Consider the following 19,575-nt stretch of genomic DNA (forward strand, 5'->3'; position numbering starts at 1 on the left):
GTGTCCACGCCCGCACCGCCCACCGTCGTCCTCGTCCACGGCGCCTTCGCCGACGCGTCGAGCTTCCGCACGCTGATCCCGGAGCTGCTCGACAGCGGCCTCCCGGTGGTCGCACCCGCCGTCCCGAACCGATCGCTGAACGGCGACGCCGCCTACGTCGCGTCGGTGGTCCGCCAGATCGAGGGCGACGTGGTGCTCGTCGGCCACTCCTACGGCGGCGCCGTGATCACCGTGGCCGGCGTGGAGGAGAACGTCCGCGCCCTCGTCTACCTCGCCGGGTACGCCCTCGAGCAGGGCGAGAGCCTCGGGGAGCTGCAGGGCGGGTTCCCCGACTCGCTGCTCGCCTCCGCGCTGGTGCAGACGACCTACCCGCAGCCGGACGGCTCCACCGGCACCGACGTCTCGGTGGCGCCCGAGCGGGTGCACGAGGTCTTCGCCCAGGACGTCGACCCCGAGATCACCCGCGTGCTCGCGGTGTCCCAGCGTCCGCTCGCGGCCGCCGCCTTCAGCGAGCCCGCCGGGGCCGCGGCGTGGCACTCGACGCCCTCCTGGGGCGTCGTGTCCTCGTCGGACCACACGATCAACCCCGACGTCGAGCGCTTCGGCTACCAGCGTGCGGGCGCGACGGTCGTCGAGATCGACTCGTCGCACCTGGTGATGCTCTCGCACCCGAAGGAGACCGCGGACGTGATCCGCGAGGCGATCCGCGCGACGGCGCGCTGAGTCGCACGGTGCCCCGTGGCCGGGACGCCGCGGGGCACCCTCACGTCCGGAGGGCCTCGGCCAGGAAGTCGACGCCCTGCCGGACCGCGAGCCGCGCCGCGGGTACGCCCTCGAGGGGGCGCAGCGTCACGAAGTCGTGGACGACGCCCAGGTAGCGGGTGCAGGTGACGGGCACGCCGGCCTCGGCGAGGGCGCGCGCGTAGGCCTCGCCCTCGTCGCGCACCACGTCGACCTCCGCGGTGACGACGAGCGCGGGCGGGAGGCCGACGAGGTCGGCGCGGCCGGCGCGGGCGGGCCCGAACGCCGGGTCCGCGCGGTCCCCCGGGCGGTCGGCGTACTGCTGCCAGTACCAGCGGGCCGCCCGGGAGGGCAGCACCGAGACCTCGGCGAAGCGCCGGTGCGACGCGGTGTCGCAGCGCGGCTCGAGCCACGGGTAGTAGAGGAGCTGGGCCGCGAGCCGCGGTCCCCCGCGCCGACCTGTGAGCAGGGCGACGACGGCGGCGAGGGTCGCCCCGGTGCAGTCCCCGGCGACGGCCACCCGCTCCGGGTCGAGCGCGAGGTCCGCGGCGTGCTCGACGACCCACAGCAGCGTCGCGTAGATCTCCTCCACGGCCACCGGGTACCGGGCCTCGGGGACGCGGGTGAACTCCGGGACCACCACCGCGGCGCCCACCCCCACCGCGAGCGCCCGGATCAGGCGACCGTGGGTGTCCGCGTCTCCGGTGACCCACCGCCCGCCGTGCAGGTGCAGCACCACCGGGGCGGGGCCCTCCAGGCCCTCCGGGCGCACGACGAGGAACCCGACCAGTCCGTCCGGACCGACCGGCGCGGAGTGCAGGTCGACGACCACCCCGGTCCCGGCGACGAGGTCGTCCTGCAGCTCGCGCAGGGCCTCGCGCCCGTCCTGGGGCCCGAGCTCGTGCAGCCGCGGCGGCCCCTGCAGCGCCCGCACCAGCCGGGCGCACGCAGGGTCCAGCGTGGCGAGGGGGTCGTCTCCCCCCGCGGGCGCTCCCGACGGCGTGCTCACCCGATCACGCTAACCGCCGGGCACCACCCCGGATCAAGGTCTCCGGTCGCAACCGGTCGACCGACCGATGGCCGGGTCACGGCGCGCGGAACAGCGCCGCGAGCTGGTGGCGGCCGCTGATGCCGAGCTTCGGGTAGGCGTGGTGCAGGTGCGAGCCGACCGTGCGGGGCGACAGGAAGAGCCGCTGGCCGATCTCGCGGTTGCGCAGGCCCTCGGCGGCGAGCCGGACGACCTCGCGCTGCTGCGGGGTGAGCTCCGCGAGCGGGTCCTGCACCGGCGAGGCATCGCGGTGCTCCGCGCTGCCGGCGGCCCGCAGCTCGGTCCGGACCCGGTCGGCGAGCGCGGCCGCGCCGAGGGTCTCGAACGCCTCCAACGCCGCCGCGAGCATCTCCCGCGCCTCGAGGCCGCGGCGCCGCCGGCGCAGCCACTCCCCGTGGTGCAACCTCGTCATCGCCCGCTCGACGGGCCAGTCCTCGCCCGTCGGGTCGGCGAGCGCGAGCCGGAAGTGGTGCTCGCTCTCGTGCTCGGGACCGAGCAGGGCGTCGGCGTGGTGCAGCAGCATCCGCATGCGGGCCGAGCTGCGCGACGCCGTGGCCGCCCGCACCCGCTCCACGACGACCGCCGCGTCCGCCCGGTCGGCCGGGTCGGCCGACGCCGCCGCGGCGGCGGCGAGCAGCGCGATCATCCGCGCGGAGAGCACCGGGTGGCGGGGTTCGCCGTCCACGGTGAAGGCGCCGCGCAGCGTCCGCAGCGCCCGGGACGGGTCGCCCGCCATCGTCGCGGCCACCGCCGCGGCCGTCCGCAGGCGGAGGTCGAGCACCAGGTTGTCCGCCAGGTCGACCCGCGTGCGCGCCGCGGCGAGCACGTCGTGCGCCCCCGCGTCGTCACCGCGCAGCGCCGCCAGGAGGGCCCGGGGCGACGCCAGCTCGACCGCCACCCGGTGGAAACCGCGGGCGTCGGCGACCGGGACCCACCGGGCGAGCACCGCGTCGGCCTCCGCCCAGCGGCCGTGGTCGACGAGGAGGTTGGCGAGGACCGCGGCGCCGAACGCGGCCGGGCCCTCGTGGTGCATCCGGTCGTGGGCCCGGGTGAGCAGCTCGACGGCGCGGCGCACGTCGTCGGCCCGGTCGGCGAGCAGGCCGAGGTTCTGCAGGTCGTCGGCCGGGGCGCCCGGTCCGGCCCGGCCGAGCTCGAGCGCCGCGCGCAGGGCGGCCGCGGCGCCGGTGCGGTCGGCGCCCAGCGAGGCCCGCGCCCACATCAGGTCGGCCGGGGCGTCCGCGGACTCCCGGACCCGGCGCAGGGCGCCGGACAGCGCCTCGTGGCGCAGCAGCGCAGCGGCGGCCTCGCGGTGCTCGGGCAGGCCCGAGAAGTCCGCGGCGACGGCGTGGAACGCGGCGAGCAGGACGGCGCCCGCGTCGTCGACCTCCCCGACGAGCGGGGCCACCTCCTGCAGGGCCCGCACCGCCTCGCGCAGCCGGCCGCGCAGCATCAGCGCGGCAGCGTGCAGCAGCGTCGCCCAGGTCCGCGTGGTCGGGTCGTCGGTGAGCTCGGTCAGCCGGCGGTGCTCGTCGGCGACGCCGTGCACGTCGCCGCCGGCGTAGGCGGCCTGCAGGGCCCGGTGGCGTCGGGGCACCGCCCGGGCCGCGTCCGGCGAGCACTCCGCCGCCCGGTCCCAGGCGCGGGCGGCCGCGTCGAAGTCCCCGGCGGCCTCGGCGCGGTCGGCGGTCTCCGCGAGCGCGGCCGCGACCGCCTCGTCGGTGCCCGCCACCGCGTGTGCCCGCTGCCAGGTCGCGAGGTCGGGGTCGGTGCCGGCCGCGGCCAGGGCGAGGTGCGCGCGGCGGCGGGCGTCCGCCGTGGCGTTCGCGTAGACCGCGGCCCGGTCGAGCGGGTGCCGGAAGCGCACGTCGTCGGCGACGGTGACGAGGCCGGCGTGCTCGGCGGCGGTCCAGTCCGCGAACCCCGCCGACGCCCCGGCGGCGCGGGCGATCACCGTCGTCGGCTCGCCGTCCGCGGCGGCGGCGTGCAGCAGGAGGCGCACGGTCGGGGCGTCGAGGTCCCGCAGCGGGCGCACGAACCGGTCCTGCGCCGCGGCGGACAGGCGCAGCGGCCGCGCGGTCCCCGCCGTCGCGAACTCGCGCAGCGCGAGCGGGTTGCCCCCCGCCGCGACGACGATCTCCCGGCGGGCCCGCGCCCCGAGCCGGGGCGCCACCGTGCCGAGCAGCGCCTCCGCCGCGACCGGCCCGAGCGGGGGCACCACCCGGGTCGGCAGCGCCGAGTCCGCGGGCAGCGGGCGGTGCGCGCCCCGGCCGGCGAAGACGACGGCGACCCGCTCGCGCCGACGCAGCCGGCGTGCGGCGAAGAGGAGGGCCCGCAGGGAGTCCCGGTCGAGCCGGTCGGTGTCGTCGACCAGGACCAGCACCGGCCGCCGGCGTCCGGCCCGGAGCAGGAAGCGCAGCACCCCGAAGGAGACCGCCGCAGCGGGCGCGGCGGGCGCCAGCGGGTCGAAGACGGCGGCGAACGCCGCCTGCTCGGCGCCCGGGGCCGGCACGGCGAGCTCGGCGTCGTCGTCGTCGAACGCGCCGAGGACCTGGGACAACGCCGCCCACCGGATGTCCGCCTCGCCGTGGCAGCCGTCGGCCCGGACCACGCGGAGCCCGGCGGACGCGCCCGTCGCCGCCGCCGCGTCGAGCAGGGCCGTCTTCCCCGCCCCGGCCTCCCCGACGAACACCAGGGCGCTCCCGGCACCGGCGCGGGGGCCGCCGCCGTCGGACACGTCGGCGACCAGGGTGGCGAGCAGGGCCAGCTCCGGGTCCCGGCCCACCAGGGCCACGTCGCTCACCGGACCTCCTGCCGGGCGCGGACGTCGGCGGGCGGGGTGGTGCTGGCGCGCAGCACGACCTCCGCCGGGAACCGCGCCGTGCGGACCTCGGCCGCCCGCTCGACGGCGAGCTCCAGGGCGCAGCGGCCCATGGCCTCCAGGTCGAGCCGCACCGTCGAGACCGCGGGGCTGAGCCGACGCATCACCGGCACGTCGTTGAAGCCGGCCACCGAGAGGACGTCGGGCACGGCGATCCCCTCCGCGGCGAGCAGGTCGAGGGCGCCGAGGGCCATGACGTCGCTGACGCAGAACAGGGCCGTCGCGCCGCAGCCGCGGTCGAGCAGCTCGCGGGCCGCGGCCCGGCCGCCCTCCTCGTGGAACGGGTGGTCCAGGACCTCGACGTCGCACGCCGGGACGCCGAGGTCCTCCAGCGCGCCGAGGAAGCCCCCCAGGCGGTGGCGCACCGTCGTCAGGCACGACGGCCCGCCCGCCACGGCGAAGCGGCGGTGGCCCATCCCGACGAGCGCGCGGGCGAGGTCCGCCGCACCCCCGCGGTTGTCCGGGAGGACCGTGGGCACGGGCAGGTCGTGCTCGCTCACGACCGCGCAGCCGCCGCCGGCGCGCCGCTGGAGGTCCAGCTCCTCGCGCATGTCGGCCCGGTAGTCGGCGTCCTCGAAGCCGCTGCCGGCCAGGACGATCGCGTCGGCCCGCTGCGCCCGGAACGTCCGGACGAACTCGAGCTCCCGCTCCATCGACCGGAACGTGGTGCCCACGGTGACGAGCGCCCCGCGCTCGGTGGCCCCCGCGATCACCCCGCGGGCGATCGCGGAGAAGTACGGGTCGGTGATGTCGTGCAGGACCAGCCCGACCGTGGCCGTGGTGGACCCGGCCAGGGCCTGCGCGTGGGCGTTCGGCACGTAGTGCAGGCGACGGGCGGCCTCCAGGATCCGCTCGCGGAGCTCCCGCCCGACCACGCGTTGGCCGCCGTTGAGGGCGCGGGAGGCGGTGGCGAGCGAGACCCCGGCCGCCCGGGCGACGTCGGCCAGCGTCACCTGACCGCCCGGTCGCATCCGCACGACGGCACCTCCCCGGCGGCAACTCTAGGCGCCGGTCCGTCGTCGGGAAAGCGCTTTCCGCCTGATGCTCGGCCATTGCGCACAATTCGTCCGTCTCCGATCCAACCGGGACCTGACGGGTCGCGGGCTATCGTCGCCCCATGGCGGACGGGCCCTGGCCGGACGAGCTCGACCTCAGCCGCCCCAACGGGGCGCGGGTGTACGACCACCTGCTCGGGGGCGCGCACAACTTCCAGGTCGACCGGGACCACGCCCGGCGCCTCCTCGCCGCGAACCCGGAGCAGCAGTTCGGCGCGCAGGCGAACCGCGCGTTCCTCCGTCGCGTGGTCGAGTGGTGCCTCGAGCGCGGGGTCCGCCAGTTCCTCGACCTCGGCTCCGGGATCCCGACCGTCGGCAACGTGCACGAGATCGCCCACGCCCACGACCCCGCCGTCCGGGTCGCCTACGTCGACTGCGACCCGATCGCGGTCGCGCACAGCGCGGAGGTGATCGAGGGTCTGACCACCGTCACCGTCACGCGCGCCGACCTGACCCGCCCGGACGACGTGCTCGGCGCCGACGGGATCGCCGGCCTCCTCGATCTCGACGAGCCCGTGGCCCTGCTCGCGATCGCCTGCCTGCACTTCACCGGCGGCGACGCCGAGCGGTCCATCGCCGTGTTCCGGGAGCGGCTCGCCCCCGGGAGCGTGCTGGCCATCAGCCACGGCAGCGACGACGTCGACGACGCCGACCACGCCGCCCGCATGCGCGCGGTCGTCGAGAGCTTCCGGGACACCGCGTCCCCGGTCACCCTGCGCTCCCGCGCCGAGATCCGGGGTCTGCTCGGCGACTTCGCCCTCGCCGGGCCCGGCATCGTCGACATCACCGACTGGCCCACCGCCGGGCTCGCACCGCGTCCCGCCGCGACGTGGGCGGCCGTGGGCGTGAAGGGCTAGGCCGCCCGGTCGACCAGGCTCCGGCCGGCGGCGACGATCGCCTCCTCGGCGGGCCGTGGTCGCAGCCCCAGCACCGTCCGGGCCCGCTCGTCGGAGATCCGCTTGACGAGCCCGAGCTCGGCGGCGACCGTCCGGAACTCCGGGGAGAACAGGGCGCCGAGCCGGACCACCGGGTTCGGGATGCGCCGGGTCGGGACCTTCGCCGCGGCGGCGCCGAGGTGCTCGCGGAGGGTCGCCGCGATGTGCGCCATCGGGATCGCCGGACCCGAGGAGACCAGGATGCGCCGGCCGGCGGCACCGGGCGCGGCGATCGCCGCGACGTGCGCGCGGGCGACGTCGCGGACGTCCACCACCGGGATCGCGAGGTCCGGCAGCCCGGGCAGGCGGCCGGTCAGCAGGCGCTCGAGCAGCTCGTTCGCGCCCGAGACCGTTCCGCCGAGCACCGGGCCCACGACCGCGACGGGCAGGATCGTCACGAGCTCCGGTCCCCCGTCGGCGACGAACCGCCAGGCGGCCCGCTCGGCCTCGATCTTGCTGCGGCCGTAGGCGTCGACGCCCGGCCCGTCGGGGACCGACCAGTCGTCCTCGGTGAAGACGCCGTGGGAGTGCGGGTGCCCGAAGCCCACGGCGTGGAAGGCGGACGTGAGCACGACCCGGCGGACCCCGGCCGTGCGTGCCGCGCGGAGGACCCGCCGCGACCCCTCCCGCGCCGTGGCGATCAGCGCCGCCTCGTCGTCCACCCGCCCGGGCGCCACGGGCGAGGCCACGTGCAGGACGGCGTCGCAGCCGCGCACGGCCTCCGCCCACCCGTCGTCGTGCCGGAGGTCGGCCCCGACGAGGCGCAGGCCCTCCCCGGCCTGCCCGAGCGCGGCGCGCACGGCGGGCTCCCGGGTCGTCGAGCGGACGGTCGCGCGGACCTCGTACCCGGACTCGAGGAGCTGCAGGATGCAGTGCCCGGCGATGAAGCCGGACCCGCCGGTCACGAGCACGGTCGTCATGCCGTCGAGCCTGCGTCCCGACGACGGGCGGAACCAGGCCCTGCCGGTCCCGGGCTCGTCAGGCCTGCTGCTCGATCAGTTCGGCGACGGCCTTCGGGACGGTGGTCTCGAAGTCGTGCAGCACGACGTGGTCCGGGGTGATCGTCAGGACGGTGGTCTGCCGGTACGGCGCCCGCACCCCGGCCTCCCACTGCGGCATCGCCTCGGCGGGCGTGATCTTGCGGGACGCGGCGACGAACTCGTCCGGGACGCCGTCGACGGTGGTGAGCTCCACGCCACCGCGGATCAGCAGCGAGCGCGGCGGCATGCCCGGCCGGTCGATCGCGAGGGCGACCCGCGGGTGGGCGGCGATCGCCGCGACCTTGGCGGAGTGCGGGACGGTGGTGATGACGACCGCCGTGCCGTTCCACCAGAAGGCGGTCGGCACCACCCGCGGGTCGCCGTCGCGGCCCACGTAGGACAGGCGGGCGGGGATGTCGGAGAACAGCAGGTCCTGCGCGACGGGGTGCGCGAGGGTGTCGGTGACGGTGCGGGCGTCCATGGTGTGCTCCTCCGGTCGGGATGACGTCCCGGGGACGGAGCCGGCCGCGCGTTCTCGACATCGGGCGGCGAGAAATCCTCGCGAGCGTGTCGCATCCGCGCTTGCGCGTGTCGCGCACGAGCCGGTGATCATGGTCCTGGCCGGCGACGACGTGGCGTTGCCGGCACCGGGTGCTCCCGCCGTATCCAACGTATAGCGCAGCACGGGGCTTGCCACAAGACCCGGTACCGCCTCCACACTCTCCTCTCGCACGCCGCTGACCAGCGGGAACGACCGAGGGGGACCGTGACCGACCACCACGAGCTGGACCTCGAGCGCGAGCACCTGGCCCACCTGTACGACCGGCTCGACGAGGAGCGCCGCCGGGTCCACGACGAGTACACCGCGGCCCTGCGGGGGGAGGACGGCGAGGCGGCCATGGACCGCGACGTGCGGGTGCGGGAGACCGCGTCGCGGAGGCGGCGCCTCGACGTCGCCGACCACGGGCTGTGCTTCGGCCGGCTGGACCCCGACCACGGCGAGCCCCTCTACGTCGGCCGGATCGGCCTGCGCGACCGCGACACCGACGAGCCGGTGCTCCTCGACTGGCGCGCGCCGGCCGCCCGGCCGTTCTACACCGCGACCGGTGCGCACCCCGAGGGGCTGCGTCGGCGCCGGCAGTTCCACACCCGCGGCCGGGACCTCGTCACCATCACCGACGAGGACCTGACCGGGACCGGGGAGCCGGGCTCGGACGCCGCCCTGCTCGCCGCCGTGAACGCCCCACGCGGTGACGGCATGCGCGACATCGTCGCCACCATCCAGGCCGAGCAGGACGAGATCATCCGGCTCGACCATCCCGGCGTCGTCGTGATCGAGGGCGGCCCGGGCACGGGCAAGACGGTCGTCGCCCTGCACCGTGTCGCCTACCTGCTCTACACGGAGCGGGCCCGGATCGAGCGGCACGGCGTGCTCGTCGTCGGCCCGAACCGGGCGTTCGTCCGGCACGTCGACCGGGTCCTGCCCTCGCTCGGCGAGTCCGACGTCGTGTTCACGACGCCGGGCGGACTCGTCCCGGGGCTGCACGTCACCCGCGAGGACTCCGCGCCGGCCGCGCGGCGCAAGGGTGCCCTGACGGTCCTCGACGTGCTCGCGCAGGCCGTCGCCGACCGGCAGCGGCTGCCGGCGGAGCCGGTGCCGGTCGAACTGACCGACACCACCGTGCACCTCGGCGTCGACGTCGCCGGCTGGGCGCGGGACGAGGCGCGGGCGAGCGGGCGGCCGCACAACGAGGCCCGCGAGGTCTTCGTGGAGATCGTGCGGTGGGCGCTCACCGAGCGGGCGGTGAGCCGGATCGGGCGGGACGCGCTGTCGGCCGCCGACCGGGCACCGCTGCGGGTCGACGTCGCCGCCGAGGTCGCCGCACACGAGGGGCTCGCGCGCGCCGTCGACGCGCTGTGGCCCGTGCTCACCCCGGCGGAGCTGCTCGCCGGGTTCTACGCCACCACCGACGACCCGGTCCTGCACCGTGCCGTGGGGGACGCGTGGACGGTGTCCGACGTGCCGCTGCTCGACGAACTGGTCGACCTGCTCGGCGCCGATCCGGCGGCGGAGCGCGCGGCCGCCGCGGTCCGTCGTCGGGACGCGGCGGAGCAGGCCGAGTACGCGGCCGGGGTGATGGAGGTGCTGACCCTCGACCGCGAGGAGCTCGACGAGGACCTCGGGGTGCGGGTACAGGACCTCACCCACGCCGACGTCCTGGCCGACCGGTTCACCGAGGTCGACACCCGCGACCTCGCCGACCGGGCCGCCGCCGACCGGGACTGGACCTACCGGCACGTGGTGGTCGACGAGGCGCAGGAACTCTCGGCGATGGACTGGCGGGTGCTGATGCGGCGGTGCCCGGCGCGGTCGTTCACCGTGGTCGGCGACCTCGCGCAGCGCCGCTCCCCCGCCGGCGCGCGGTCCTGGGGCGACATGCTCGACCCGTACGTGCCGGGCCGCTGGGTCTACCGCGCGCTCACCGTGAACTACCGGACCCCGGCGGAGATCCTCGCCGTCGCGGTGCGGGTCCTCGCCGGCTACGCCCCGGGCGTCCGGCCGCCGGAGTCGGTGCGGGCCACCGGGATCCGGCCCTGGTCGCAGCGGGTGGACGACGATCCGTCCGCCGCGATCGCGGCCTTCACCGCGGAGGAGGCCGGGCGCGCGGGCACCAGCGTGGTGATCGGGCCGCCCGGGGTGCCGGGGACGGTGCCGGCGTCGGAGACCAAGGGCCTGGAGTTCGACGCCGTGCTCGTCGTCGACCCGGACCGCATCCTCGCCGCGAACCCGGCGGACCTCTACGTGGCGCTGACCCGCGCCACGCAGCGCCTCGGGGTGCTCCACGCGGGTGCCGCGCCGGCCTATCTCTCGCGGACCGAGGCCAGGACGGCGGCGAGGGCGAGCAGCCCGACGACCGGCGCGAGGACGGTCCAGGGCGCCTGCTCGAGGTAGCCCTGCGAGGCGGCGAGCATGGCGCCCCACTCCGGGGAGTCCGGCGGCGCGCCCAGCCCGAGGAAGGAGAGCGCCGCGAGGGCGAGCGCGGCGTGCGGGACGCGGGCGAGCGCGTGCCGCGTCACGGGTCCCACGACGGCCGGGAGCACGTGCCGGCGCGCGATCCGGCCGCGGGAGGCGTTGACCAGCTCGGCCGCGCGCACGTAGCCCGACGCCCGGGCCTCGGCCGCGAGGGTCCGGGCGTGCACGGCGAGCGGAACCCAGCCGACGAGCGCCACCGCGACGGCGGCGCCGAGCAGGCCCGGCCCGGCGACCGCGGCGACGACCAGCCCGACGAACACGGGCGGCAGGGCGTTGAGCACGTCGGCGGCGCCGGGCCGGGCGGAGCGGGCGCCGACCCCGACGGCCAGGCCGACCACCAGGCACACCGCCGTGATCGCGACGGCGCTGCCCACGGTCAGCAGGGCGCCGTGCGCGAAGCGCGCGTAGAGGTCGCGCCCGTTCGCGTCCGCGCCGAGTGGCAGCGACCACGAGGGCGGGGCGAGCTTCACGGCGTCGGGTCCCGCGGACGGGTCGCGGGGCAGGCCCGCGACGACGAGCGCGAGCAGTCCGATCGCGACCGCCACCGGGACGCGGCCCCGGCCCGGGGTCGGGGCCTCGACGGCGGCACCGGCGAGCTCGCGGCCGGTGAGGGCCGGACCGAGCAGCGTCCGGTGCAGGAGCACGCCGAGCCCGCCGAGCCCGAGCCCGAGGACGACGAGCAGCGTGACGGCCGCCTGGACGGTCGGGAGGTCCTGGGCGAGCACGGCGTCGCGGGCGGTCGACCCGATGCCGGGGATCGCGAACAGCTGCTCGACCGCCACGGCCGCCCCGAGCAGGCCGACGACGAGCAGCGCGATCTGCGGGACGGCGACCGCCACGGCGCGGCGCGCGACACCGAGGACCAGGCTCGCCGTCGACAACCCCCACGAGCGCCAGGACCGGACCCACCCCTCGGCCAGCGTCGACTCGACCGACGCGGAGAGCAGCCGCGCCAGCAGGCCGCCCGCCGGGACGCCGAGCGCGAGGGCGGGCAGCACGAGGTACTGCGGCCCGGCGAAGCCGGAGGTCGGCAGCACCCGGGCGCCGACCCCGAGGACCAGGACGAGCACGCTGCCCAGCACGATCTCGGGCAGCGCCGCCAGCACCGCGGCGACGACCCCGGCGCCGCGCCCGCCCGGGCGTCCGCGGACGCCGGCGAGCAGGGTCGGCAGGAGCAGCAGGGCGGCGACGACCCCGGCCACGACGGCGGCACCGACCGAGAGCGTCAGCGAGACACCGAGCGCGGAGAGGACGTCCGGGGCCACCGGGACCCGGCTCACCCACGACGTCCCGAGGTCACCGCGGACGAGCCCGCCGAGCCACTGCGCGGCCCCCACCACCGGGTTCGACGGCAGGTCCAGCTCGCGGCGCAGCGCGTCGAGCGTCTCCGGGTCGGCGCCGCGCTCGGCGTACCGGGTGCGCAGGACCGAGGCCGCCGGGTCGGTGTCCCACAGCCACGGCAGGGCGGCGACCAGCACGACCAGGCCGACGACCGTCGTCGCCGCGGCCGCGAGCGGCCGCAGGGTGACGGCTGCGCTCGTCGGGACCGTCCGGATCACGAGCGGGCCGTGGCCGAGGTGATCAGCGCGACCTCCGTCGGGTCCTGCGCCACGCCCGTGACGCCCCCGCCGACGCCGAGCCGTGCGCGCTCGGTGACCTGCGGGACCACCGCGTCGGCCGACAGCACGCGGGCCTCGGCCTCCAGCGCCGCCCGGCGGCGCACGATGAGGTCGGACGAGGCGCCGCCCTGCGCGAGGACCACGTCGGTGGCGGGATCGCAGAAGCGGGCCCAGTTGTAGCCGCCCGCGCAGCCGACGTCGCTCGCCAGGTAGCTCACCGGGTCGCCGGTGTCGAGCTGCTGCGACCGGCTGACGATCGCCGCGTCGTAGGCGCCCGTGCCCAGCTGCGCCTCGAACGCCGCGCTGTCGACGACCGTGAGGTCGACGGTGAACCCGGCCCGGCGCAGCGCGTCGGCATCCGCCGTCGCGATCTCCGGGAGCTCGGCGCGGTTGGAGTAGGTGGCGAGCCGGAGTCGGGCGCCGTTCGGCGGGGTGGCCGGGGCGTCGGTCCGCGGCGGGCGGGCCGCGGCCCAGGGGGTGGCGGGGCCGAAGAGGGCGCCGGCCGCGTCGGCGCGGCCGTCGTACACGGTGCGGGCGACGTCGAGGGGGCGCAGCGCGTCGCGGACGGCCGCGCGCAGGCCCGGGTCCGCGAGCACCGGCGACCGCTGGTCGAGGTAGACCGCGACGCTGCGCGGCAGCGGGACCCCGACGACCTGCGCCGGCGCGGTGATCGCCGCGGCCTGGGAGACCGGGATGGCGTCGGCGACGTCGAACTCGCCGGCCCGGACCCCGTTGGCGCGGGCTGCGCCGTCGGCGAGGAACCGGGCGTCGATCCCCGCGGCCCGCACCGGTCCGCCCCACCAGGCCGGGTTCCGGTCCAGCGTCGCGCCGGCCGACCCCTGCACGGCCGTCAGCACGAACGGGCCGGTCCCGGCGCGCACGGGGCTCGGGCGCGCCGGGTTCGCGTAGGCGGCCTCGCCCAGGATCACGAGTTCGGGCGAGGCCAGCCGGTTCGGCAGCACCGGGTCGGGCACCGGGGTCGTCACGACGACGCCGTCCCCCTCGGGCACGACGGCCAGCGCGGTGCCCGACTTCGCCAGCGACGAGATCGCCCGCGGGACCGGGGTCGCGACGGCGGCCCGGTTCAACGCGTTCGCGACGGCGGCCGGGGTGACCGGGCTCCCGTCGTGGAAGGCGACGCCGGGGCGGACGGTGAAGCGCCACGTCGTCGGGGAGGTCTGCGTCCAGGCGGTGGCCAGGCCGGGCCGGGGCTCGCCGTCGACGAGGGTGGTCAGCGCCTCGGTGACGCCGAGCCGGGTCGCGAGCACCGCCTCGTTCCCGTACGGCGTGAGGCCGGCGGTCGGCGGGAAGGACAACGCGACCCGGAGCCGGTCCGGGGCGGCCGCCGTCCCGCCGCCGCCGCTGAAGCAGCCGGCGAGGACGAGCAGCGCGGCCACGAGGGCAGGGACGAGGCGTCTCACGCGGGGTTCCTCTCGGGGGTGTCGGGAGCCGCGCCCAGGGCCGGGACCCGGCGGGCGAGGACCGCGAGCGCGATCGCGCTGGCGGCGGGCAGGAGGGCGGTGACCGTCCACGGGACGGCCGGGGGCACGGCGGGGTCGACGAGCGCGCCGAGGCCGATGCCGCCGAAGAGCACGACCACCCCGCCCGCCGTCGCGAGGACCCCGAAGTAGCTGCCGAGCCGCCGCTCACCCGCCAACCGCCCGACGGCGTCCTGGGCCAGCGGCACCACGGCCATCTCGCCGAGCGTGAGCAGCACGACGAACAGCACCGCGGGCGCGACCCGCCACCCGCCCGCCGGGACCGGCAGCAGCGTCAGCGCCGCCGTCGAGGCGAAGGCGAGGGAGAGCACGACGAAGCCGGCGGGCAGGGCCCGGCGCGGCCCGAGGCGCCGGGCGAGGGCGGCGCACGGCAGCTGCAGCAGGATCACGAGCAGCGCCGAGAGCAGGAACAGCACGCCGAGGGCGCCGGGCGCGCCGACCCGGGTGAGCTCGATCGGCAGCAGCAGGTAGAGCTGGTTGTAGGACAGCAGCCACGACGAGTACGCGACGGCGAAGGCGAGGAAGGCCCGGTCCCGGGCGACCTCGCGCCAGCCCGCGAGCACCGGGTCGGCCGCGTGGGCGCCCGGCTCACGGGGCATGACCACCACGAAGACGACGAGGACGACGACGAACACCGCGGCCGCGGCGAGCGCGGTGACGGAGAAGTCGACCGCGAGCAGCAGCGCCCCGAGCACGGGCCCGACGACGACGCCGATCTGCCCGCACACCCCGAACATGGCGAAGACCTCGGCGCGGGGCAGGGTCGACCGGCCGGCCTGCCGGGCGAGTTCGGACTCCACCGCCGGGGAGAACAGGGCGGCCGCGAACCCGACCGCGACCGTCCCGACGACCAGCAGCGGCAGGGCGTCGGCGAACGCCAGGACGACGAAGCCCGCGATGCGCACCACGAACCCCGTGACCGCCACCGGCTTCGTCCCGAACCGGTCGGCCAGTGCCCCGCCGACCACGAACAGGCCCTGCTGGCTGAAGGTCCGCAGACCGAGCAGCAGCCCGATCGCCGCGCCGGAGAGCCCGAGGTTCTGCCCGAGGTGCACCGCGAAGAACGGCAGCACCAGGTAGAAGCCGGTGTTGAAGGCGAGCTGTCCGAGCACGATCAGGCGCATCGGGGCGGGGAGCTCGCCGAGGCGCGACACGATCGACCAGCGGCGCAGGGTGGCGCGCAGGCCCGTCGCGGCGGGCCTGGTCATCGTGCCGCCGGCAGCCGCCCGACGGCGCCGAGCAGGTCGGCGGCCGCGGCGGAGGTGGGGTGGGCGAAGACCTCGGCGAGCGGGCCCGCCTCGGCGACCCGCCCGTGGGCGAGCACCACGACGTCGTCGCAGAGCCGGTCGGCCACCCCGAGGTCGTGGGTGACGAGCAGGACCTGGATGCCGGAGCGGTCGACCAGGGCGCGCAGCAGGGTGACCAGGCGGGCGCGGGTCGCCGGGTCGACGGCGGAGAACGGCTCGTCGACGACGAGCACCGACGGGTTCGCGATCAGCGCGCGGGCCAGGGCGATCCGCTGGCGCTGCCCACCGGAGAACTGCCTGGGGCGCCGGTCGACGGTCCCGGGGTCGAGTCCGACGGCGGCCATCAGCTCCAGGACCCGCGCGTCGTGGTCGACGCCGCTCCAGCCGTCGAGGCACTCGAGGGGTTCGCGCAGGCTGGCGCGCACGCTCGCCCGGGGATCGAGCGAGCTGCCCGCGTCCTGCACGACGACGCCGACCTCCTGGCGCAGCCGCCCCGGGGCGTCGGGGGTGACCGGCGCGCCCCGGAACCGCACCGACCCGTCGTCGGGAACCTCGAGGCCGAGCAGCATCCGCAGCAGCGTCGACTTCCCGGCCCCGGACTCCCCCACCAGCGCGAGGGAGCGGCCGGCCGCGAGGGTGAGGTCGACGCCGTCGAGCGCGGTCCGGGTGGTGCGGCGCCAGGGGCGGGCACCCGGGACGCGGTAGGCGCGGCGGAGCCCGACGGCCTCGAGGGTCGGCGTCATGCGGGCAGGGCGCGCGGGACCAGGGACCGGGCGGCGTCGACGAGGGCGCGGGTGCACTCGTGGGCCGGGGCGGCGAGGACGTCGTCGACGGGGCCGCGTTCGACGATGCGGCCCTCGTCGAGGACGGCGACGTGGTCGCACACGGCGGCGAGGGCGGTGAGGTCGTGGGTGACGAGGAGGAGGGCGGTGCCCGTCGCGTCCAGCGAGCGGCGGAGCTGGGCGAGCAGGTCGCGGGCGACGGTCGGGTCGAGGGCGGCGGTGGGCTCGTCGGCGAGGAGCAGGGCCGCGTCGCAGGCGAGGGCGGCGGCGAGGGCGACGCGCTGACGCTGCCCGCCGGAGAGCTCGGCGGGCCGGGTGCGGGCCGTGCCGTCGGGCAGGCCGACGTCGGCGAGCAGGTCCTCGGCGCGGCGGGCCGCGGCACGGCGGGAGAGCTCGTGGTGGCGACGCAGCGCGGCGGCGACCTGGCGGCCCACGGGCACGAGCGGGTGCAGGGCGGTGGCGGAGTCCTGCGCGACGAGGGTGGCGCGGCCGGTCCGGTGGACGACGCCCTCGACCCGGGCGTGCGGCGGGAGGAGACCCGCCACCGCGGTCGCCGTCATCGACTTGCCGGCCCCGGACGCGCCGATCAGGCCCCACCGCTCGCCGGGACCGATCGTCAGGTCGATGCCGTCCACGGCCACGTGGCCACCGATCACGACCCGCAGTTCCCGGACATCGAGCACGTGATCGGACATCGTCGGGAACCCTAAATGAGAACGAGTGTCATTGTCTCTACTGGGTGACGTCGACCGCAGCGAGTGAGTGCCAGTCGCTCAGATGTGTCTGCTGCCGGTGGTGTGCAAGAGTATGCCGATGACCGTCGCTCTCGGGAAGCCGACCGTGCGTCCCGCCCGGCCCGAGGACCTGCCGGCGATCGAGCGCCACATGCGCGCCATGCTCGTCGAGCTCGGGGGCCACGACCCGCGCTTCCACGCCGACGTCGACGACCTCGCGGCCGCCTACCTCGACCAGACCGACCGGGTGCTGCTGGTCAGCTGGGCCGAGGACGGGACGGTGGCGGGGACGGCCTCGGTCCGCCCGGGCGGACCGCAGCCCGAGTTCGTCCCGGACTGGCTCGCGGCGCGGTACGCGTCGGCGTCGGTCGGTCAGGTCTGCCGGGTGTGGGTGGCGCCGTCGGCCCGGCGCGGCGGGGTCGGGCGGACCCTCGCGCAGGCCGCGGTGGACTGGGCGGTGGAGCGGTTCGAGATCGTCTGCCTGCACACGAACGCCTCCGTGCCGGGCGCGCTGGCGTTCTGGCGGGCGTTCCCCGGGCTCGTCGAGGTGTTCGACGCCCGCCCCGACCCGTGGTCGACGGTGCACTTCGAGGTGGCTCCGCCTCGTGAGCAGTAATCCGTGCTCTGGCACGGATGAGTACTCACAGGCGCGTAGCGCACCTCCGGGCCAGCGGCTCCCACCGCGATAGCTGGACGACCTCCACGCCGACCGCCGCGAGCTGCTCCGACCCGCTCGGGGCGGCGACGAACTCCGGCGGCTCACGCCACGCGTACACCACGCGCGGGATGCCGGCGCGGGCGATGAGGGCGGCGCACGGGTCGGGTCGCGACGCGCGCTCGCCGCACGGTTCGAGCGAGCTGTAGAGCGTCGCCCGGCGCAGCCGCGGGTCGTTGCCGAGGCCGCGCAGCACGCCCTCCTCGGCGTGGTCGAGCGGGTGGTCCCGCCGTGACCACCCGGTGCCGAGGACCGTGCCGTCCTCGGCCACGACGACGCATCCGACGCTGAACGCCGTCGCCGACGGCGGGCACTGCTCGGCGAGCACGCAGGCCTCGGCCAGGTGGCGGTCGTCGGCCTGTCCGAAGCGGTACCGCAGCAGGACGTCACCGCCGATCGTGCGGGTCTCGACGAGGTGCGGCGGGCGTCCGCCGCCGGTGAACCGCGGACCGTCGCCCACGAGCTGCGGGGCCAGCACCAGCTGCAGCTCGTCGACCAGCCCCGTCGTCAGGAACTCGCGCAGGACGGCGGCGCCGCCCTCGACCATCAGCCGGACCACGCCGCGGCGCCCGAGGGCGTCGAGGACCTCGTCGGGGGTGCCGGCCAGCGTGATCGTCTCGGCGGATCCGGTGTGGACCCGCGCGTCGGCGGCGGGGCGCGTCGTCGTCAGGACGACCCGCAGCGGGCTCTCCGGGAGGCCCTGCGCGGCACGCGCGGCGCGACGTTCGGGCGCCCGGACGAGCAGGCGCGGGTCGTCCGCGCGGACCGTGCCCGCGCCGACCAGGATCGCGTCGACCCTGGCCCGCTCCTCGTCGACCCGGTCGAGGTCGGCCGGGCCGGAGAGGATGCGGCGCTGCGGGGTGGCGTCGTCGAGGAAGCCGTCGAGCGACACGGCGCAGCTGGCGAGGACGTGCGGCCTCACGGCAGCGTCAGGATCTCGCTGCCCGTGTCGGTGACCAGGATCGTGTGCTCGAACTGGGCGGTGCGCGACTTGTCCTTCGTCGTCACCGTCCACCCGTCGTCCCAGATGTCGTAGTCGATGGAGCCGAGCGTGATCATCGGCTCGATCGTGAACGTCATGCCGGGCTCGAGCATCTCGTGGCGCGACGGGTCGTCGTAGTGCACCACCACGAGGCCGCTGTGGAAGGTGCGCCCGATGCCGTGACCGGTGAAGTCGCGGACGACGCCGTAGCCGAAGCGGTTGGCGTAGGCCTCGATGACCCGCCCGACGACGTTCAGCTCACGCCCCGGCTTCACGGCCTTGATCGCGCGCATCGTGGCCTCGTGGGTGCGCTCGACGAGGAGGCGGTCCTCCTCGGCGACGTCCCCGGCGAGGAACGTGGCGTTGGTGTCGCCGTGCACGCCGTCGATGAAGGCGGTGACGTCGATGTTGACGATGTCGCCGTCCTCGATCACCGTCGAGTCGGGGATGCCGTGGCAGATGACCTCGTTGAGCGAGGTGCAGCACGACTTCGGGAAGTTCCGGTACCCGAGCGTCGACGGGTAGGCGCCGTGGTCGACGAGGAACTCGTGGACGACCCGGTCGACCTCGTCGGTGGTGGCGCCCGGCTGCACGGCCTCGCCGCCGGCCTGCAACGACTGCGCGGCGATCCGGCTCGCGTGCCGCATCTTCTCGATCGTCTCGGGGTCCTGCACCCACGGGTCGGTCGACCGCGCGGGAGCGGGCTTCCCGACGTACTCGGGCCGCGGGATGGAGGACGGCACCGGGCGCAGAGGCGTCTGCCGCCCGGGGCGCAGAGGGGCACGCACCGGCATGCCCTCCACCCTAGGCTTCCTGGTGGTGGCGCCTCCCCCGCACCGCCGTGACGGCGCGCACCACGGCCCGCCAGCCCAGGACCAGCACGGCGAGCGAGATCGTGGCGACGACGATGAAGCTCAGCGGCAGGCGGTCGAACAGGATCGCGCGCAGGGCGAGGCCGATCACCACAGCGCCGAGCCAGACGGCCATCCCTGAACGCCAGCTCAGGGGGTCGCGCCAGCTCCTCGCGATCAGCGCACCGACCAGCGCGCCCAGGAGGAACGGGGTGGCGATGCCGACGATCTGCCCGACTGCGTAGGCGACGCCCTGCGCACTCTCGTCGTGGGCGCGCCGTCCGATGGCGGCGAACACCAGCACGGCGAGGAGGTCGATCAGGGCGAGGGCACGGGTGCGCACGTGCTCGAGGGTAGGCCGCCCGCCCTGCCCCGCTCGCCGTGACAGCGCTCGCCGTGACAGCGCTCGCCGTGCCAGCAAAGCGTCATTGCTTGCACTGGACGCCAGGAAAGCCACATCGTCGCGGCGGCGCTG

General features: G+C 76.8%; 17 protein-coding genes. 4 read left to right on the forward strand and 13 right to left on the reverse strand.

Annotation, left to right across the window (positions count from 1 at the left end):
- Positions 1–723 (forward strand): alpha/beta fold hydrolase, encoded by a 723-nt coding sequence (locus ACQPYX_RS21565; protein ID WP_433799328.1) that lies wholly within the window; start codon positions 1–3, stop codon positions 721–723.
- Between the two features lie 40 nt (positions 724–763).
- Here ACQPYX_RS21565 and ACQPYX_RS21570 read toward each other — a convergent pair whose 3' ends face one another.
- The 3 genes from ACQPYX_RS21570 to ACQPYX_RS21580 form a co-directional block, all read right to left on the reverse strand.
- Positions 764–1,750, reverse strand: a complete 987-nt coding sequence (locus ACQPYX_RS21570; RefSeq protein ID WP_433799329.1) for an alpha/beta hydrolase — start codon at positions 1,748–1,750, stop codon at positions 764–766.
- A gap of 76 nt (positions 1,751–1,826) precedes the next feature.
- The gene (locus ACQPYX_RS21575) at positions 1,827–4,589 is read right to left on the reverse strand and encodes an AAA family ATPase (protein ID WP_433799330.1); all 2,763 of its coding nucleotides are present in this window, start codon (positions 4,587–4,589) and stop codon (positions 1,827–1,829) included.
- Complete coding sequence (locus ACQPYX_RS21580) at positions 4,586–5,638, reverse strand: LacI family DNA-binding transcriptional regulator (protein ID WP_433803780.1); 1,053 nt, start codon at positions 5,636–5,638, stop codon at positions 4,586–4,588. Before ACQPYX_RS21580 ends, ACQPYX_RS21575 begins: the two co-directional genes overlap by 4 nt.
- 146 nt (positions 5,639–5,784) lie before the next feature.
- Between ACQPYX_RS21580 and ACQPYX_RS21585 the strand changes: the two genes are divergently transcribed.
- Entirely contained in the window at positions 5,785–6,579 is a 795-nt protein-coding gene (locus tag ACQPYX_RS21585; RefSeq protein ID WP_433799331.1) for an SAM-dependent methyltransferase, read from the forward strand.
- Here ACQPYX_RS21585 and ACQPYX_RS21590 read toward each other — a convergent pair.
- On the reverse strand, positions 6,576–7,577 hold the full coding sequence (locus ACQPYX_RS21590; protein WP_433799332.1) for an NAD-dependent epimerase/dehydratase family protein: 1,002 nt from the start codon (positions 7,575–7,577) through the stop codon (positions 6,576–6,578). The two genes, ACQPYX_RS21585 and ACQPYX_RS21590, sit on opposite strands and share 4 nt — an antisense overlap.
- Positions 7,578–7,635: 58 nt before the next feature.
- Entirely contained in the window at positions 7,636–8,118 is a 483-nt protein-coding gene (locus ACQPYX_RS21595) for a pyridoxamine 5'-phosphate oxidase family protein (RefSeq protein WP_433799333.1), read from the reverse strand.
- Between the two features lie 285 nt (positions 8,119–8,403).
- Between ACQPYX_RS21595 and helD the strand changes: the two genes are divergently transcribed.
- Entirely contained in the window at positions 8,404–10,590 is a 2,187-nt protein-coding gene (helD, locus tag ACQPYX_RS21600) for an RNA polymerase recycling motor HelD (protein ID WP_433799334.1), read from the forward strand.
- Here helD and ACQPYX_RS21605 read toward each other — a convergent pair.
- From ACQPYX_RS21605 to ACQPYX_RS21625, 5 genes are read right to left on the reverse strand one after another with little or no spacing between them, the layout of a single operon-like run.
- Positions 10,500–12,230 (reverse strand): ABC transporter permease subunit, encoded by a 1,731-nt coding sequence (locus tag ACQPYX_RS21605; RefSeq protein ID WP_433799335.1) that lies wholly within the window; start codon positions 12,228–12,230, stop codon positions 10,500–10,502. The genes helD and ACQPYX_RS21605 overlap by 91 nt on opposite strands.
- Positions 12,227–13,711, reverse strand: coding sequence for an ABC transporter substrate-binding protein (locus ACQPYX_RS21610; protein WP_433799336.1), 1,485 nt, complete (start codon positions 13,709–13,711; stop codon positions 12,227–12,229). Before ACQPYX_RS21610 ends, ACQPYX_RS21605 begins: the two co-directional genes overlap by 4 nt.
- The gene (locus ACQPYX_RS21615; protein ID WP_433799337.1) at positions 13,708–14,997 is read right to left on the reverse strand and encodes an MFS transporter; all 1,290 of its coding nucleotides are present in this window, start codon (positions 14,995–14,997) and stop codon (positions 13,708–13,710) included. Before ACQPYX_RS21615 ends, ACQPYX_RS21610 begins: the two co-directional genes overlap by 4 nt.
- On the reverse strand, positions 14,994–15,779 hold the full coding sequence (locus ACQPYX_RS21620; RefSeq protein WP_433799338.1) for an ABC transporter ATP-binding protein: 786 nt from the start codon (positions 15,777–15,779) through the stop codon (positions 14,994–14,996). Before ACQPYX_RS21620 ends, ACQPYX_RS21615 begins: the two co-directional genes overlap by 4 nt.
- Positions 15,776–16,513 (reverse strand): ATP-binding cassette domain-containing protein, encoded by a 738-nt coding sequence (locus ACQPYX_RS21625; protein WP_433799339.1) that lies wholly within the window; start codon positions 16,511–16,513, stop codon positions 15,776–15,778. The genes ACQPYX_RS21620 and ACQPYX_RS21625 overlap by 4 nt, the downstream gene beginning before the upstream one ends.
- 118 nt (positions 16,514–16,631) lie before the next feature.
- Here ACQPYX_RS21625 and ACQPYX_RS21630 point away from each other — a divergent pair, with 118 nt between their 5' ends.
- Positions 16,632–17,168: an N-acetyltransferase family protein gene (locus ACQPYX_RS21630; protein ID WP_433799340.1), complete on the forward strand. Its 537-nt coding sequence runs from the start codon at positions 16,632–16,634 to the stop codon at positions 17,166–17,168.
- Positions 17,169–17,193: 25 nt separating this feature from the next.
- Here ACQPYX_RS21630 and ACQPYX_RS21635 read toward each other — a convergent pair whose 3' ends face one another.
- From ACQPYX_RS21635 to ACQPYX_RS21645, 3 genes are read right to left on the reverse strand one after another with little or no spacing between them, the layout of a single operon-like run.
- Positions 17,194–18,189, reverse strand: a complete 996-nt coding sequence (locus tag ACQPYX_RS21635; RefSeq protein ID WP_433799341.1) for a dihydrofolate reductase family protein — start codon at positions 18,187–18,189, stop codon at positions 17,194–17,196.
- A complete protein-coding gene (gene map, locus ACQPYX_RS21640; RefSeq protein WP_433799342.1) occupies positions 18,186–19,043 on the reverse strand; it encodes a type I methionyl aminopeptidase in 858 nt (285 codons plus the stop codon). Before map ends, ACQPYX_RS21635 begins: the two co-directional genes overlap by 4 nt.
- A 10-nt stretch (positions 19,044–19,053) precedes the next feature.
- Entirely contained in the window at positions 19,054–19,443 is a 390-nt protein-coding gene (locus ACQPYX_RS21645; RefSeq protein WP_433799343.1) for a DUF3054 domain-containing protein, read from the reverse strand.
- Positions 19,444–19,575 lie beyond the last annotated feature (132 nt).

It is taken from the genome of Actinomycetospora sp. CA-084318, from assembly GCF_050955885.1.
Lineage (GTDB): Bacteria > Actinomycetota > Actinomycetes > Mycobacteriales > Pseudonocardiaceae > Actinomycetospora.

Bases quoted from the DNA above. Each gene is read 5' to 3' on its own strand.
- ACQPYX_RS21580 (WP_433803780.1), bottom strand. From the start codon at position 5,638: ATGCGACCGGGCGGTCAGGTGACGCTGGCCGACGTCGCCCGGGCGGCC.
- ACQPYX_RS21585 (WP_433799331.1), top strand. From the start codon at position 5,785: ATGGCGGACGGGCCCTGGCCGGACGAGCTCGACCTCAGCCGCCCCAAC.
- ACQPYX_RS21590 (WP_433799332.1), bottom strand. From the start codon at position 7,577: ATGACGACCGTGCTCGTGACCGGCGGGTCCGGCTTCATCGCCGGGCAC.
- ACQPYX_RS21595 (WP_433799333.1), bottom strand. From the start codon at position 8,118: ATGGACGCCCGCACCGTCACCGACACCCTCGCGCACCCCGTCGCGCAG.
- ACQPYX_RS21615 (WP_433799337.1), bottom strand. From the start codon at position 14,997: ATGACCAGGCCCGCCGCGACGGGCCTGCGCGCCACCCTGCGCCGCTGG.
- ACQPYX_RS21620 (WP_433799338.1), bottom strand. From the start codon at position 15,779: ATGACGCCGACCCTCGAGGCCGTCGGGCTCCGCCGCGCCTACCGCGTC.
- ACQPYX_RS21625 (WP_433799339.1), bottom strand. From the start codon at position 16,513: ATGTCCGATCACGTGCTCGATGTCCGGGAACTGCGGGTCGTGATCGGT.
- ACQPYX_RS21630 (WP_433799340.1), top strand. From the start codon at position 16,632: ATGACCGTCGCTCTCGGGAAGCCGACCGTGCGTCCCGCCCGGCCCGAG.
- map (WP_433799342.1), bottom strand. From the start codon at position 19,043: ATGCCGGTGCGTGCCCCTCTGCGCCCCGGGCGGCAGACGCCTCTGCGC.